This is a genomic window from Salinispora goodfellowii (genome assembly GCF_059570675.1).
The window spans coordinates 1-15847 of the sequence record NZ_JCANTD010000011.1 but is presented as its reverse complement, the minus strand read 5'-3'; the positions used below and the strand labels follow the sequence as shown (position 1 = coordinate 15847).

At 68.0% G+C, this 15847-nt stretch carries 12 protein-coding genes and 2 tRNA genes; 8 read left to right on the top strand and 6 right to left on the bottom strand.

Features of this window, described 5'->3' with window-relative positions; all coding sequences use genetic code 11:
• Positions 1-12: 12 nt before the first annotated feature.
• Both T398_RS13340 and T398_RS13335 read right to left on the bottom strand, forming a co-directional pair.
• Positions 13-1455 carry an MFS transporter gene (locus tag T398_RS13340; RefSeq protein ID WP_496447208.1) on the bottom strand — a complete coding sequence of 481 codons (1443 nt, stop codon included), beginning with the start codon at positions 1453-1455 and terminating at the stop codon, positions 13-15.
• Between the two features lie 140 nt (positions 1456-1595).
• Complete coding sequence (locus T398_RS13335; protein WP_496447061.1) at positions 1596-3071, bottom strand: FAD-binding oxidoreductase; 1476 nt, start codon at positions 3069-3071, stop codon at positions 1596-1598.
• 494 nt (positions 3072-3565) lie between these two features.
• Here T398_RS13335 and T398_RS13330 point away from each other — a divergent pair, with 494 nt between their 5' ends.
• Positions 3566-4099 (top strand): YbhB/YbcL family Raf kinase inhibitor-like protein, encoded by a 534-nt coding sequence (locus T398_RS13330; protein ID WP_496447059.1) that lies wholly within the window; start codon positions 3566-3568, stop codon positions 4097-4099.
• A 99-nt stretch (positions 4100-4198) separates the two neighbouring features.
• On the opposite strand, the gene T398_RS13325 is transcribed toward T398_RS13330, so the two are convergent.
• On the bottom strand, positions 4199-4912 hold the full coding sequence (locus T398_RS13325; protein WP_496447057.1) for a class I SAM-dependent methyltransferase: 714 nt from the start codon (positions 4910-4912) through the stop codon (positions 4199-4201).
• Between the two features lie 210 nt (positions 4913-5122).
• Between T398_RS13325 and T398_RS13320 the strand changes: the two genes are divergently transcribed.
• Positions 5123-6934 carry a DUF6311 domain-containing protein gene (locus T398_RS13320; protein WP_496447055.1) on the top strand — a complete coding sequence of 604 codons (1812 nt, stop codon included), beginning with the start codon at positions 5123-5125 and terminating at the stop codon, positions 6932-6934.
• Positions 6935-6982: 48 nt separating this feature from the next.
• Here the strand turns inward: T398_RS13320 and T398_RS13315 are convergent, their stop codons facing one another.
• On the bottom strand, positions 6983-7720 hold the full coding sequence (locus tag T398_RS13315) for a hypothetical protein (RefSeq protein ID WP_496447207.1): 738 nt from the start codon (positions 7718-7720) through the stop codon (positions 6983-6985).
• Between the two features lie 349 nt (positions 7721-8069).
• Between T398_RS13315 and T398_RS13310 the strand changes: the two genes are divergently transcribed.
• On the top strand, positions 8070-9590 hold the full coding sequence (locus tag T398_RS13310) for a peptide deformylase (RefSeq protein WP_496447054.1): 1521 nt from the start codon (positions 8070-8072) through the stop codon (positions 9588-9590).
• A 94-nt stretch (positions 9591-9684) separates the two neighbouring features.
• Here T398_RS13310 and T398_RS13305 read toward each other — a convergent pair whose 3' ends face one another.
• Positions 9685-10803 (bottom strand): globin domain-containing protein, encoded by a 1119-nt coding sequence (locus T398_RS13305; protein ID WP_496447052.1) that lies wholly within the window; start codon positions 10801-10803, stop codon positions 9685-9687.
• Between the two features lie 143 nt (positions 10804-10946).
• Here T398_RS13305 and T398_RS13300 point away from each other — a divergent pair, with 143 nt between their 5' ends.
• The 4 genes from T398_RS13300 to T398_RS13285 all read left to right on the top strand — a co-directional run bounded on the left by T398_RS13300 (position 10947) and on the right by T398_RS13285 (position 13962).
• Positions 10947-11717 carry a CPBP family intramembrane glutamic endopeptidase gene (locus T398_RS13300; RefSeq protein WP_496447050.1) on the top strand — a complete coding sequence of 257 codons (771 nt, stop codon included), beginning with the start codon at positions 10947-10949 and terminating at the stop codon, positions 11715-11717.
• Positions 11718-11935: 218 nt separating this feature from the next.
• A tRNA-Ser gene (locus T398_RS13295) sits at positions 11936-12026 on the top strand.
• A gap of 35 nt (positions 12027-12061) precedes the next feature.
• Positions 12062-12134: transfer RNA gene (locus T398_RS13290), tRNA-Arg, on the top strand.
• 382 nt (positions 12135-12516) lie between these two features.
• Positions 12517-13962 carry a helix-turn-helix domain-containing protein gene (locus T398_RS13285; protein WP_496447049.1) on the top strand — a complete coding sequence of 482 codons (1446 nt, stop codon included), beginning with the start codon at positions 12517-12519 and terminating at the stop codon, positions 13960-13962.
• 9 nt (positions 13963-13971) lie between these two features.
• On the opposite strand, the gene T398_RS13280 is transcribed toward T398_RS13285, so the two are convergent.
• Complete coding sequence (locus T398_RS13280; protein ID WP_496447047.1) at positions 13972-15006, bottom strand: NAD-dependent epimerase/dehydratase family protein; 1035 nt, start codon at positions 15004-15006, stop codon at positions 13972-13974.
• 492 nt (positions 15007-15498) lie between these two features.
• Between T398_RS13280 and T398_RS13275 the strand changes: the two genes are divergently transcribed.
• Positions 15499-15847, top strand: a 349-nt coding sequence (locus tag T398_RS13275; protein ID WP_496447046.1) for a transposase, incomplete at its 3' end; no start/stop codon positions are given.

Sequence of the window (15847 nt, the reverse complement as noted above, 5' to 3'; positions counted from 1 at the left end):
CCGGTGGCCCGTTCACCGCGCTGCCTCCTCCCCTCTGGTGAAGATGTCCAGCAGGGCGATCAAAAGGGCGACGAGAATGAACGCCGAGATGATCAACAAGGTAGTCCGGAAAGCCGTCAACCAGTCACCGCCGGTCCGGTCCAACGTCACGAACAGCGCGGAACTGACGCCGACAATCCCGGCGGAGATTCCCAGGCGGTGCCCGGTCTGCAACATCCCGGCCGCGCTGCCGGCCCGCGTGTTGGACACCTGTGACATGGTCACGGCCTGGTTGGGGATGTTGGTCAGCCCGCTACCCAGGCCGCTGAGGACAAAGCCCGCTCCGAGGCCGACGAGGAGCAGTGGCAGGGCCGCCGAGTGCGGGCTGTCGAAGGTCGGCAGCAAGAGGTCACCGACCATGACCGCCACTACTCCGACAAGAGAGGTCAGCAGTCCGAGGGCTACCACTCGACGGCCCGCTCGCCAGGCCAGCCGACCCCCGACGACCGCCCCCGCTGCCGTGCCCCCGGCGATCGGCACCATCACGAGACCGGTGGTGATCGGACTGTGACCCACCCCATCCTGCAGATACAGCGCGAGTACGAAGTACAGCGCGTCGTACGCGCCGAACAACACCGCGATGAGCGCGCCCAGACCGTAGGACCGGACCCGCAGGAGGCCCAGGTCAACCAGCGGCGACTCCCGGTGCGGACGCCGCTCCCAGAACACGAAGCCGGCGAGAATGAGCACGCCAACCGGCACCAGCACCCACAGGACAGGGGTCCGGGCCGTCTCCTCCACCATCGGAATCCAGAGCGCCACCATTCCGACGACGAACAGGACGACGCCCACCGGGTCCGTGCGTCGCCACCAGAATCGTTCCACGGGCACCCGCAACGCGGGAATCACGAGAAACCCCAGAGCAGCTGCCAGGAAAGCGATCGCGGCGTCCGCGACGAAAATCAGCCGCCAGCCGTGCTCCGGACTGACGTCAACCAACACCCCGCCCAGGACCGGACCGGACCCGAGGGCGACGGCGAACGCCACCCCGAGCAAACCGTACGGACGGCCCCGCTCCTCCTTGTGGAACAACTGCTGGAACAGCCCGAGGATCTGCGGGCTGACCGCCCCGAGCGCACCGCCCTGCACCAACACGGAGAGCACCAGCCAGACCGGTGTTTGGGCGAGGGCGGCGGAGGTGGCCGCCACCCCCGCGAGCACCAGGCCGGACACGAAGACCGCGCGCCGTCGCCACACGTCACCGAGCCGGCCACTGGGCACCAACATCAGGGCGTAGGCCAGCGCGTGGCCAGCGACCAGCCACTGCTGGCCGTCCTCGTCGAGGCCGATCGTCGCGGCGATCTGCGGCACTGCGATGACCAACATCGCGGTGGTGACCGTCCCGAGGAACACGACCACCTGACAGACCGCGACCACCAGCCACCGCCGGGCCCGCCCGCGGGATCCCTTCCCCACCGGCGTCCGCCCGGAACGGGGCTCGCGGGCCGTCATCGCGACCTCCCGGCACCCTCACGACTGGTCACGCGCCCCCCTCACCACCCACCCCGTACGGCGTCGTCTCCTCTCATCCGAACGACTCTCGTGGCTCCACCTCGTCAGTGCGGCCGGATGCTCTGCTCGTACTGGAAGAACTCATGCGGGTCGTACTTGGTCTTGATCTCACGCAGCCGGGCGTAGTTGTCGCCGTAGTACGCGGTGGCCCAGTCACCGATGCTGCTGTCCGGGACGTTGACGTAGGAGCCGTTGACGTAGGGCAGCAGCGCCTGGCGGAACTGCTCCGTCCACGCCATGACCGTCTTCTGCTCCTCGTCGTTCTCCCAGTTCCCGCTCCACTCCATGTAGTACCTCGGGCTGCGGTGGAAGAACGCGGTGGCGTCGGTCGGAACCCGGTCCACCGCACCGCCCCAGTTCAAACACCAGATCTCGCCGCCGAGACCGGGAAGTTCGGCCAGGTGCCGAACGATCGTGTCGATCCCCCGCTTCGGGAGCAGGTCATACACCCAGGACGAGGGGATGTGCGTCTTCCGCGGTGTGTCCGTCGTTCCGGCGAGCTGGTTCCAGGCGTCCAGGTAGGAGGTGGTCTCCGTGATGACCTGAGGGTTTCCGACCTCGATCAGCGGCTCAATTATTTTGCGCAGCCGGTACTCAGAACCGCGATATATACCGTTACAGTAGATGTGGCCGTCCGCTCGGGTCTTCGGGTTGAAGACCGAACCGAACCCGTCGTCGGCGAAGGGCGCAATTCGCTGCCAACGCTCGAACAGCTCCCCGACGTGCTCCCAATCATCCCAGGTAATCTGATACACGACGACGTCCGAAACCGGATGTACGTGGTATGTGTATTTGGTCGCGATGCCGAAATTGCCGCCGCCGCCCCCACGTGAGGCCCACAACAGATCGGCGTGCTGCGTCTCGTCCGCGTGGACGAGCCGGGCGCCCCGCTCTCCGTCAGGAATGACAATATCGAGACCCGCCAGGCTGTCGCTGGTCACGCCGAGACTCCGACTGAGCTGACCAATCCCGCCGCCCAACGTAACCCCGGCGACGCCGACGCCGACCTCCGCTCCGGTGGGAATGGCGAGACCCTGCTCCCCCAACGCCTCGACCACCTGGTCCTGGGTCGCTCCGGTCTGCACGGTCGCCTGGCGCCTATGCGTGTCCAGCTCGATCTCCTGCATATCGCTGACGTCGATGATGACGCCGCCGTCCACCGCCGACCACCCCTCCAGGGCGTGCCGACCACCGCGAGCGCGGAAAGCCACATCGTGTCGACGACACCAGGTGATCGCATTGATCACATCCTGGGGGTCCCGGCAGAAGACGATGACCAGCGGGTACGGATTGAACTGTCGGTTCCACCCGAGTCGCGCGGCGTCGTAGTCGGCGTCGTCGGGGAACACCAACCGCCCGGTCAGCCTTCCCGGGTCCGGGTGTGGACCTCGCCCCGCCATCGGCTCGCTTGGCGCACGGTCACCATAGGTCGCCAGAGCGGAGGGCGAGATGGCGGCAGCGCCGGCAACTCCCGCACCCACCGCCAGGACCCGTAGGACGTTTCGTCGAGTGGCTTCCATTTCTTTCTCCTTCAGCACCGGAACAACGATCTGAAATGACCCGGCCCGCGCGAATGCGACTATTCGTGGCAACAGCTCCGACCCCGCCGTAACTGACCTGGCACCGCCGGCCGCACCACGCACGCCACCAGTCGACTTGGGCCCGTACGGTACGGTGTCAATAAACACACCTTGCGTAACTTAAGGTGTGTTTTCATCCTGCAACACCGGGCCGTCGTTTTTGACCGTATCAGTCCGGTCTGCTACTCGAAGGCGCTTGGCGGGATCGCTAATGCAGTGTGATACGCCCGAGGCTGGTGGGAATTCAGTAACCTGATGGGAAACCACGGCAGGGTGGTGCGCCACGGCCTGATCGCGCCCGGGGCCCGGCAGGCATGCCGCCAGAGCGGGCCGGTCCCGCTGGCCCCGAGGAGGCGCTTCCGGTTCACCATCACGGCTCGACGGGGTATGAAGGTGCACAGGCGACAATCCGCGCACCGGAAGGACTTGGCTCGATGACCCTGAAACGACCGATCGCCCCGGACCCGTACGAACTGCTGCCGACGGTGCCATCGTTCACGCTCACCAGTGCCGATGTACGCAACGGCGAGCCGATGGACGCGACGTACGCTCATCCGAGCGTCGGCGGCAACGACCTCTCCCCGCACCTGGCCTGGTCGGGCTTCCCCGCCGAGACCAAGGGGTTCGTGGTGACCTGCTTCGACCCGGACGCGCCGACCGGCAGTGGCTTCTGGCACTGGGTGCTGGTCAACCTGCCGACGGGTGTGACAGAGCTGCCGCGGGGCGCGAGCGGCGCTGCCCTGGGCGGCGCCTTCGCGGTTCGCAATGACTACAGCCAGCAGGATTACGGGGGCGCCGCCCCGCCACCCGGTGATCACCCACACCGATACCTCTTCGCGGTGCACGCACTGGATGTGGAGCGCCTCGACGTCACCCCCGACGCCTCCCCGGCGTACGTGGGCTTCAACCTCGCCTTCCACACCCTGGCCCGCGCGGTGATCCGGCCGACCTACCAGGTCACGCAGTAGCCGCCCCGTGTTCCACGATCCGCGTCCGGCCTGGTGGCGCCGGCGGGCACGGCGGAGGCGACGAGCGCCGGATCGCGGAGAAGGCGGGCGGCCGTCGGGTCAGGAGGGCGTACGGGCCACCGCGAAGACGGACTGGCCGAACGGGGGGCGGACCAGCTGCTCGACGGTCTTGGTCAGCGGGAGCACCAGAGTGTCGTACACCTTGACCATCGGGCCCTCCTTCGGCATCAGCCGGAAGACCTTGGTCGCCATGAAGTAGCCGATCAGCCCGAGCGCATTCGCGTAGTGGATCTTTTCCACGGTCAGCCCGGCTTCGGTCATCGCCGCGGCCAGGGTCTTCGTCGTGTACCGCCGGACGTGGCCGGTGGCGATGTCGGCGGGGCTCATCGCGAACTCGAACGCCGGCACGATGATGATCACCGGGCTGCCCGGCCGGACCAGGTCCCGCATACCACGCAGGGCTCCGACGTGGTCCTCGATGTGCTCCAGGACGTTGTACGAGACGGCGGCGCTGTAGTCGCCGCGGTCGGTGTGCGGCAGCAGCATCTCACGCACCTCGATGCCCGGCTGCTCGACGGCGAGCCGTTCCTTCAGGGCGACCAGTCGCTCCGGGTCAGCCTCGGTGGCGGTGAAGTGGGGTACCCGCGCGGCCCACTCCAGCGCGTAGTCACCGAGGCCGCTGCCAATCTCGATCGGGTTCGCACCGAGGTACGGCAGGGCCAGCTCAACGAACCAACGGCGGTGGTTCACGGCGGTCGCAAGGCCTTCCAGCACCTCGGACTGGACGCGCTGATTACCGGTTATTTCTGCCATACGTCGATTCCTCACGGTGTGGACTGGCTTGACCCCGCCTGCACCGACAGAGTGAACCATCCACATAGAAGGCGGAACAAATCGGGGCATCGGGGTGACCGAAATGCGATCGGGCTAGGTGCATGATCAGCGGCCGGGAGCCGGCACATGCTACCAATCGCCTAAAACCTGGCCCAGCGCGGCCATCGCCTGACTACGCTCTGAATTGGTATGACTACCGCCGATTCGAGTCGCGCCGCCGACGCCTCCGACGAGGGAGCGTCGGCCCCCCAGCCTGACCAGCCCCGCACCCGGTGGCGGGTCGACCTGTTGGCAGTACTGAGCTTCGTCCTGCTCGCGTTCTGGGTGACCATCCGGCTCTGGCTGGATCCTGAAGACGGGCTCCGGGACAACCGCACCGATCAGTCCCAGTTCGAGTGGATGATGGCGCACGGTTCACGGGTGGTGACCGATTTCGCCTATCCGTTCACCTCGGAGCGAATGAATGTGCCGGAGGCCGTCAATTTGATGGCCAACACGTCAGTACTATCCGTGTCTATACCAATGACGCCGGTCACCCTCCTGGCCGGTCCCCGGATGTCCTTCCTGCTCTTCCTAACCCTGGGTATGGCAGCCACCGCGACATCGTGGTATTTCCTGCTCTCCCGGGTAGTGGTCCGCTCCCCCGGCCCGGCCTGGCTCGGCGCCACGTTCTGCGGCTTCGCGCCCGCGATGGTCTCGCACGCCAACGCCCACCCCAACATCGTCTCCCAGTTCGTCGTACCACTGATCATCTGGCGCACCCTGCGCCTCAGCGAGCCGGGCCGCTGGCCCCGCAACGGGATCCTGCTCGCCCTGGTCATCGTCTGGCAGGCCTTCCTCAACCTGGAAATCCTGCTGATGACCGCGATCGGCCTCGGCGTGGTCGTGGCCGCGCTCGCCCTCCACCGGCCCGACCTGCGCCAACGGGCACGCCCATTCCTCGCCGGGCTGGGCGTCGCCGCAGCCGTCGCGCTCCTCCTGCTGGCGTACCCGCTCTACGTGCAGTTCTTCGGTCCCGGCGCCTACCGGGGACTCTCCCCCCTCATCCGCGGCTACTCCACCGACCTCGCCTCGTACGTGGCGTACTCCCGGGAGTCGCTGGCCGGCGACGAACCGGGCGCGCGCGGGCTGACGCAGAACCCCACCGAAGAGAACGCCTTCTTTGGCTGGCCCCTGTTGGTGCTCGTCGCCGCACTCGTCTGGTGGCTGCGCCGCAATGTCGTCGTCCGGGCCCTGGCCCTGCTCGCGGTGCTCTTCGCGGTGCTCTCACTCGGCCGGGAGATCCTGTTCAACGGCGAGCTCACCGGCATCCCGGCCCCCTGGGCCGTGCTGGAGAACCTGCCCATCCTGCACTCGGTGGTACCCACCCGATGGGCGCTGGCCATCACCCCGCTGTTCGGGCTCCTGCTCGCCTACGGGGCGCAGCACGCCCAGACCCTCGCCAACCGAAATCCCGCCGCCCGGCCGCAAATCCGCTTCGCCACCGTCACCGTACTGGCGATGGCGCTCGTGCCGCTCCTGCCGACCCCGTTGCCGGCGGTCCGGCTGGAACCCACCCCCGCCTTCGTCGCCTCCGGCGCGTGGCGGCCCTACGTGACCGATGGACGCAGCATCGTCACCCTGCCGCTACCGAGCACCCACTTCGCCGACCCGCTGCGGTGGTCCGCCGAAACAGGACTGGACATGCCGATCGCCCGCGGATATTTCCTCGGCCCGGACACCCGCCCCGGTCGACACCGGGTCGCCCTGTTCACCGCGCCGGCCCGCCGGACCAGCGAATTCTTCGAGGAGATCCGGCGCACCGGCGCGGTGCCATCGATCAGCCAGCAGCAGCGGACGGCCGCCGAGGAGGACCTGCGGTACTGGCGGGCCGGCGCAGTCATCCTCGGTCCGCACGAGCACGCCGACGCGCTACGCAAGGGCATGACCGAACTGCTCGGGACAGCGCCGACCTACTCCGGGGGCGTCTGGCTCTGGGACGTGCGAAACCTCACCTCCTGACCGAAACCGGCCGATCTGGACCGGCGAAGCTGACCGAAGCCGGCCCGATCAGGACCGGCGGAGGCAGCAACCCGCGCACGTCTTCGGGCGAGGCAGGGTGAACGCGAGGCAGCAGGTGTACCGCTGCACCGTCGGTTCGCTGGTCGGACCCGGCACCAACTCGACCAGGTCCCGCAGGTCGAGCGTCTGGAGCAACGTGTCGATCGTGGCGACGGAGGAACCCGGCAGGCCATCGGCCGCACTCAGGATGGCGTGGGCGATCCCGGCGGCCACCGAGCCCAACAGCGTCCGGGTGCCGATCCGCACCTCCGCCTGGATTGCCGCGATCACCGGGGCGAGGTGAGCGTCGAGCAGCGTCGCCCGGAGCGCCGCGAGCAGCTCCACCTCGCCGGGCACCACCCGCACCTCGGGCCGCCCGGACAGCGCCAACGGGTCACCGGGCAGGACCGCCACCGCGGTGGACCGGCGCAGACCCAGGGTGAACAGCGATCGCTGATCCGCGAAGTGGATCAGCACATCGGCGGGAACAAGCAGGGGAACCCGCCGGACCGAGGCCCAGCCCAGTACCGCCGGCAGAGCCGCCCAGTAGCTGTATGCCTTCCAGGCCAGCGCCGCGCTGGCGTGCCGGGTGCCACCCCACTGGTCAGCGGCCGCGGCCAGGAGCTCGGGCAGCCGCGTCCCGTCCACCAAGCTGGTGGCGGGTGACCAACCAGCCTCATCGGTGACCAACAGGCCGCGGGCCAGGCCGGGCACGTCGTCGGTGCCGAAAAGCTGGCGCAGCGCCATGGTGACCGGCGCCAACGGCGCGGCAGCTGCCGTTCCGGGCGTAGCAGTTGTCACCCGACGCTCCTCCCGTCGTCCACCGCTCCGATAAGCCAAGGCTAGCCTAACTTTGGTGAGGCTCGACAACTCCGGCCCATCCCATGCCCCGTCGACTCCCGCCCATCACGCACCTCGGCGTACTACCCGCCCATCACGCACCTCGGCGTACTACCCGCCCGCCAGCCCGGGGAAACAACCGTCGCACTATCGACCCTCATCGCTGGATAGTCAAGCCTCATGTCGACAAGGTGGCACTTCTATATCCGACCAATGGCAGAACGTGAAACTAATAGTCCCGGCCCCAAGGAAGCTGATGACGACATCACCGCTCGATCGGGCGGCCGACGCCTTTGCCGTCGAACTCGCCCGCCACCGGACCGAGCGAGGGCTGACCAAGAAACAGTTGGCGGCGCTGATGGGATTCGACCCGTCGTACGTAAGCCACGTGGAGGGACGCCGGCACCGGCCCACCGAAGACTTCGCCCGGCGGGCAGAGGCCGTGCTGGAGGCCAGCGGAGCGATCTGGCAACGCTTCTGCGAATACGACGAACTCCGACACAACCGTAGCGACCGGACGGCGCACCGCGAGCCACCCGCCCCCGGGCAGTGGCTGCCCCCCGGCACCGGATTGATCGTCGAACGGGAACACGCCAGCCTCACCTACCGGGACGAGACGTACCACTGCGTGATCCGCCGGGAGCTACACAACGCCGGGACCGAGCCGATCACCCGCTACCTCGTCCGCGTCGCCGTTGACCGCTACCCGGGCGACCCCGGCCGCTCCAACCGGCACCACCGGACGCACCCACTCACCTTCGCCGAGTTGCAGCTTCGCGCATGCCGGCTGGACGGGCCGGAGCGCGAGGCGATGCACTGGCGAACCAAGCACGACCGGGACGCCTTCAAGGAGATCTGGCTGCTCTTCGAGAACGCCGACCGGCGCTTTCCGCTCTACCCGGGCGACCGCGCCACCATCGAGTACGCCTACCACGTCGGGGCGGACAAGTGGGGCCCCTGGTTCCAGCGAGCCGTCCGGGTACCCACCCGGCACCTCGCCGTCCGGCTCGACCTACCCACCGCCCTCGACCCACAGGTCTGGGGTGCCCAGACCTCGCTCTCCGCGGCGGAAGGCCCACTGCGTACCCCGGTGGCCCGCCAGGAGGAGGGCGACCGGACAATCTTCGACTGGGCGGCGGACGAGCCGCCGCTGAACGGCCGCTACCGGATGCAGTGGCGATTCCGGTCCCGACCCGAAGGGGAGCCGACAGAGCCCGGCTGGCTGCGCCCAAGCGACCGGATGCGGAGCCTCGGCATCCTCCAACACGATGCCGATCTACTCCGCCAGCCCACCCGGCCGTTCGACCTACCCCGCGAAGTAGGAGCAGCCCAGGAGACCGTGGAGCAGCTCACCGCAGCCCTGCTCCGCCTGGACGAGCTACACCCGTTCAGCAAGGGGATCGGCGTCGCCGCTCCGCAAATCGGCATCGACCGCGCCGCCGCCGTCGTCCGCCCCCCGGACCGCGGCGGCGAACCCGTCGTCCTGCTCAACCCGCGGGTGGTCGACACCGCACCCGACACCGACGAACAGTACGAGGGGTGCCTCTCCTTCTTCGACCAGCGCGGTCTCGTGCCCCGCCCGCTGCGGATCGACGTCGAGCACACCCACCTCGACGGCAGTCGGGTCATCACCTCCTACGAGTACGCCATGGCACGCCTCGTGGCACACGAAATCGACCACCTCGAGGGGAGCCTCTACATCGACCGGATGGCCCCCGGCGTACCCCTGGTGCCGGTCGAGGAGTACCGGCACACCGGACAGCCCTGGCGCTACTGACAGCGTCGGTACGGCCACGTCCGCCCGGGGGAAGGAGGGCCGGGCGGACGTGGCCGTCGTGGGCGGTGCCGGTCCGCCCGATGGGTAAAGTCCGTTACAACTCACCGTAGGTGTCGTACCGAATGTGCTCCGGTGGCACCTCATCGCTGGAGAGCACCCGCAGCGTGGCCCGGACCATCGACGCCGACCCCGAGACGTAGCAGTCATGCGCCGTCCACGGGCCGTACCGGCCGACCACCTCGGAGATTTCGCCCAGCTCACCTTCGAAGCCCGCATCCCCGCTACACGCGGGCGTCACCGACAGCCACGGATGCCGGGCTACCAGCTCCTGAAGCCCGGCCAGGCCATAGAGATCAAGGGGCGTACGGGCGCCGTAGAAGACGTGCACCCAGCGGGTCCGGTTATAGCCCGCCAACTCCTCGACCAGCGCCTTCACCGGAGCCAGGCCCACGCCGCCGGCGACACAGAGGATGTCCCGGTCCGACCTCCGATTCAGGGTCATCGACCCCATCGGCGCCGCCAACCGCAGCAGGTCACCCGGCTTCACCCGACGAACCAACGCACCGGACAACCATCCCGCACCCGGCGGCGTCCGAACGTGGAACTCCAGCACGTTGTCGTCGTTCGGCGCATTCGCCACCGAATAGGTCCGCCACACCCGCGGGTGGTAGCGGGGCGCCTCGATACTGACGTACTGGCCAGCCTGCCACCGCAGCGGATGCTGGAGGGCGCGGACCGTCAACACCGCCGTGTCCGGCCCGTATCGAACGTGGGTCAGCACCTCGGCGTGCCAGAACGGCGGGTTGTCGTCTGCCGCCGCCCCCGCGAGCATCTTGCCCGAGATGGCCGCGTACGCGTCCCGCCATGCCTGGTCGAAGGCCAGATTCCACCCGTCGCCGGCGGTGCTGCGCAGGGCGTCCAGCAGGGCGACGCCCATGGTCTCGTAGTTCGTCGCCTCGACGTGGTACTTCCGGTGGTCCCGACCCAGCGAGCGGAGGAACTCGTCGAAACCCTCCGGGTCGTCCACGGTGTGGGCGGCGGTGATGATCGCCTCCAACAGCCGATCACCCTGGCCCGCCATCTGCGCCGGAAAGAGCGAACGCAGCTCGGGGTCGAGCAGGAACAGCCGGGCGTAGAAGTGCTCGCTCAGCCGGACCCGGTGCTCTTCAACCAGGGTCCAACTCTCCTTGAGTAGCCGCGCGACGTCGTCCACGGGAGCGGGCTCCTTCTCCGTACGGGGTTCGGGCAACCCAAGAATGGACACGGAGCGTGCCAACCGGTCGCACAGAATGTGCGACCGGTTCATGAGGTCTCCTCGGTGCCACGATCAGGAGTCGGGTCAGGCACAGTGGTGCGGTGATCCTCGATCCGGACCGACCGGTGACTCGCCGGACGCTGAGCACCGAGACGTGGCTGGTCCTCGGCTTGTCACTCGGCCAGTCAGCCGTCTACGCCCTGACCTCGATCGTCGCCAAACTCACCGCCGAGGGACCGCTGTCGGCGCAGACCGCCGCCCTGAACACCTCCCGGTCCGAGCGGCCCTACCTCGATCTCACGTACCAGTTGCTCGGGATCAGTTTCGCCCTGCTACCGGTGCTGCTCGCCGTACACCTGCTGGCGCGCAACCCCGGCGATCCGGCCCGGACGCTCGGCCTGGACGCCCGCCGGCCCGGCCAGGATCTCGTCCGTGGTGCTGGCCTGGCCGCGCTGATCGGCCTGCCCGGCCTGGCCCTGTTCTGGGCGGCGGCGCAACTCGGACTCAACGCGACGCTGGTGCCCGCCGCGCTGCCGGATGTCTGGTGGGCAGCACCAGTGTTGATCTTCGCTGCCGTGCAGAACGCCGTACTGGAAGAAGTGATCGTGGTCGGCTATCTCGTCACCCGACTGCGACAGCTCCAGTGGCGACTCGGTGTGGTCGTCGCCACCAGCGCGCTACTCCGGGGCTCCTACCACCTCTACCAGGGCTTCGGCGCGTTCGTCGGCAACGCGATCATGGGTGTCATCTTCAGCCTGTACTTCCTCCGAACCCGGCGGGTGATGCCACTGGTGGTGGCGCACACACTCCTGGACATCGTGGCCTTTGTTGGCTACGCGGCGCTGCCGAAGGAGTGGTTCGACTGGCTCTGACGTCCGCGGCGATGCCGACCTCCTGGCGGTCAACACCCGCCTCGCGCCCCTCCCCGGACCCACGACGACTCGTGTCGACCCGAACCCCACTGCCGGACGGGGCCCAGGGCCGGCCAGCCGGTGACGGCAGGCGGTCCGACCTGCCCGCGGGTAGTCGCTTTGCTCCCGGCGGCCGGGGCCCTGTATTCTCAACCCCCGGTGGCCTGCGAGGCCGCCAGGGAGACTTCGCCTAGTCTGGTCTATGGCGCCGCACTGCTAATGCGGTTGGGGTTTTAAAGCCCCTCCCGGGTTCGAATCCCGGAGTCTCCGCGCGAAAGTCGGTCGTGTAGGCTGACCAAGCACCAGCGCCCGTAGCTCAACGGATAGAGCATCTGACTACGGATCAGAAGGTTAGGGGTTCGAATCCCTTCGGGCGCGCAAGATCGTAAGGCGCTTGACCTGCAAGAACATGGGTCAGGCGCCTTTGCTTTTCCGTCCCTGGTGGACGGTTGGGTGCTCGGTGGGTGCTCGTGCGACGAGCATCCCCTCCGTCCCGCTCCGTCCCGGTGGCAGCCCGTCCTGTCCCAATGGGTTTTGATCATGGTTTCCCTCTCGCCCTACGAGCCCAGAAACGAGACGGCGAGACGGGCCGGGCTTCCTGGTCGGGGATCGCGGCGCTGGCGGTACGTCTTCGTCAATCTCTCCGGCTTGCGGGCGCCGGTATGTCCCTGTCGCTGACATCCGTTAATGTCAACGTGCCGTTAGGGAAATATAGAAAGCGGTAACCGTCTTCCTCCGATCGTGATGGAGGTCCTCCCCCTTGGACCCGCAGCAACTCAAGGATGTGAAGCGGGCGCTTGGACGGCGGCTGGCCGCGTGGCGCAAGACGCGTGGTCTGATTCAGGATGACGTGGCGCGGCTGGTGAACAGCACTCGAAGCACGGTGGCCGGGGTCGAACGCGGCGAGCAGGTGGTCGACCGGGTCTTCTGGGTGCAGTGCGAGTCACTTCTCCAGGCCGGCGGCGAGCTGATCGCCGGCTACGACGAGTACCGGTCGTTCGAGATCAGGCATCGGGAGGAGAAGGCCGACGCGGCACTCCAGGCCCGCTGGGGCACAGTCCTCGATCACCAGACGATCACCGAGGCCAGCTCCCCCAGCCGGCTTCCCGATCCCGACAGGCTGTTGCCGACCACAGGTGCTTCCACTGGTGACTCAGTATTGGTGCAGGATCCGGGTGAAGCGTACGTTGGAGTGCGGCAGGCGATCATGATCGTCGCGCGGGAGACCAGCAAGCACGCGATGGACGCAGGGGCTAGGGCCGTGTCGGACCTGACGATTGAGCAGCTACGCGATGACGCGATCGGGATCGCACGGGGTTTCGGGCAGCTGACACCCGCCGCCACGATCAACGAGGCGCTGCGGGTGCGTGGGCTCGCCGTCGAGGCACTGGAGCGAACCCGACGGCCCGGCCAGCAGCACGAGTTGTATCTGATCACCGCGCAGGCGGCGGCTTTGTTGGCCAGTGCGGCTGCTGACCTGGGTTTGTGGTCGCCGGCGATGCAGTACGCCCGGGCTGCCGACACCTACGGTGAGATCATCGGCCACCCAGGAGTTCGTGCCTACGCCCGGGGGATGCAGGCCACGATCGCGTACTGGACTGGCCGGTACGAGGAGGCGGTGCGGTACGCCGCTGCGGCGGTAGATATCGCCCCGCCCGGCGTTGCTCACGTGCGCGCCCAGTGCGTGCTAGCGCGGGCGTGGGCCCACCGCGGAGCCGTGAACGAGGTCCGTGCCGCGCTTACCTCGGCCGACGACGCCCGCTCGCAGGACGGCAACGACGTACTCCACGACATCATCGGCGGCGAGTTCGGGTTCACCGCTTCGCAGCAGGCGCGATGCGCGAGTACCGCGTGGCTACGGGTCAACAGGCCCGAGGAGGCCACAACAGCGGCGACGCAAGCACTGCGATTGGCGGCGACGCCCCGCGGCACGCCCTGGTCGACGGTCGAGGGCGAGGCCCGAATCGACCTGGCCATGTGCCACTTGTCCACCAGGCAGTTGGACGCCGCGCAGGACACGCTGACACCGTTGTGGTCCACGCCGCCCGAGTGGCGACGAACCGGCCTGCTGGGACGGCTGGACCGGATGCGGGAGCTGCTAACCACGGACCCGTGGTACCAGGTGCCCCAGGCGCGCCAACTCGCCGAACGAGCGGAATCCTTCGTCGCGGCCCGGCCGACGCCTCCCGCACTGCCCACTGTGTGACTCTCTCGTTCAGCTTTCCTGTAGCCAGGCCTGCAACAGCTCGCGTTCCTGGGCGGCGGAGATGCCGTGGTCGGCGGCCCGACCCGCCTCGCCCTCCCCGGTAATGGGGCTGCCGCCGCCGTTCATCCACGCCCACGTCTGGCTGACAGTGTCACGCAGGGGCCTGCACGCCAGCCCCGCCGCAGCCGCGCGAGAACTATCGACGGTCCAGACACCGCGATGGGTACGCCACAGAGGCAGTTCCGTCCATTGCTGCACACCCCGCGCGACAAGCCAGTCGGGATCAGCCCAAACGGGCATGGTGTCAGCGCCGGTCACCGCGACGCAGGTATCGACGAGTTCAGCGAAGGTGGCATGGCCGATCGGGGCGGTGACGTTGAACGAGCCGTGGACCTCCCCATCCTCCGCGCAGGCCAGTGCGAACGCGGCGACGTCGCGTACGTCGACCGGCTGGATAGGCCGCTGCGCTGGGCCGGGCGCCAGGAGCTGGCCGCCACGGGCGGCGCGGGTCAGCCACCAGGTCAGGCGGCCAACGTATTCGCTCGGGCCGAGAATCACGCCGGGACGCAGGACGACAGCCCGCTCCTGGCCGACGGCTTGAACGACAGCGTTCTCGCATCCAGCCTTGAGCGCCCCGTACTGACCGGCGTAACCAAGATCGGCCCCGAACGTCGCATCAGCGTCCGGTGGGCAGTCGAACAACGGTGATTCGTCGTCCAGGGGCTCGTCCGGCCAGCCGGTGTAGACGTTGACCGAGGACACGTACACGTAGCGGCCGACGACCGGGGCCAGCGCGGTCGCAGCGGTCAGGACCTGAGACGGAACGTAGCCGATCGTGTCGATAACGGCGTCCCACGGACCATGCTCGGCCAACCGCTTCAGGTCTTCGGGCCGTTCCCGATCACCATGCACGACCTGCACCCCGGACAAGTCAGCGGCAGAAACGCCCCGGTTGAAGGTGGTCACCGACCAGCCAGCGGACAGCGCAAGCTCGCCGAGAGCACGCCCAAGAAACCAAGTTCCACCAAGGATAAGCAGCCGCATGCCTGCCATCATCGCCTACGACAGGAACACCAGCACCCCCGCACGATCCAACGCACTGCGGTGGGTCGGGCATCCGCCGGATCATCCGGATCAACGTCATCCGCGACACCGACACCGCCAGACGGTGAGCCAACCTGCTGCCCGCCCGACCACCCAACGCCACCGCGACGGCTTCCAGATCACCCGCCGCCAGGACCGTGTGACAGGCATGCCTGCGGGTTAGCCCTGGCACCTGCTCGTCGAACATTCGCCGCCGGCAGTTGCCGTTGACGCAGGCGAACTGGCGAACCGGCGGACCGGCGGACCGCCAACGCGACCAGCACCCGATGGCCGCCCAACCTGAGAGGGTGGTCCGCAGACGTTCGAGCTGATCTATTCCGTGTGCCCGGTTGAAGATATTTTGGCGGGGTTCGCTATTGGTAGGTATCGGCCAATGCGGGAGAATGTGAATCCTGGTCGTGACCGTTGGGTGGTAGCAGCGTTAGGCCGGTCATGGGTGACCGGAAGCCATACCCCAGTGACGTCACCGACGAGCAGTGGGCGCTGATCGGACCGTTCCTGGACGCGTGGAAGGCCAAGCGGGTCGCGGTGTCGGTCTCGGGCCGTCATGGTGACTACGACCTGCGGGAAATCGTGAACGCGATCTTCTACCAGAACCGGACCGGCTGCCAGTGGGCGTACCTGCCGCATGATCTGCCGCCGAAGTCGGCCACCTACTACTACTTCGCCCTGTGGCGTGACGACGGCACCGACCAGACGATCCACGATCTGCTGCGCTGCCAGGCGAGGGAGAAAGCCGGCCGTCGGGAGGATCCGACCGCGGTGGTGTTGGACACCCAGT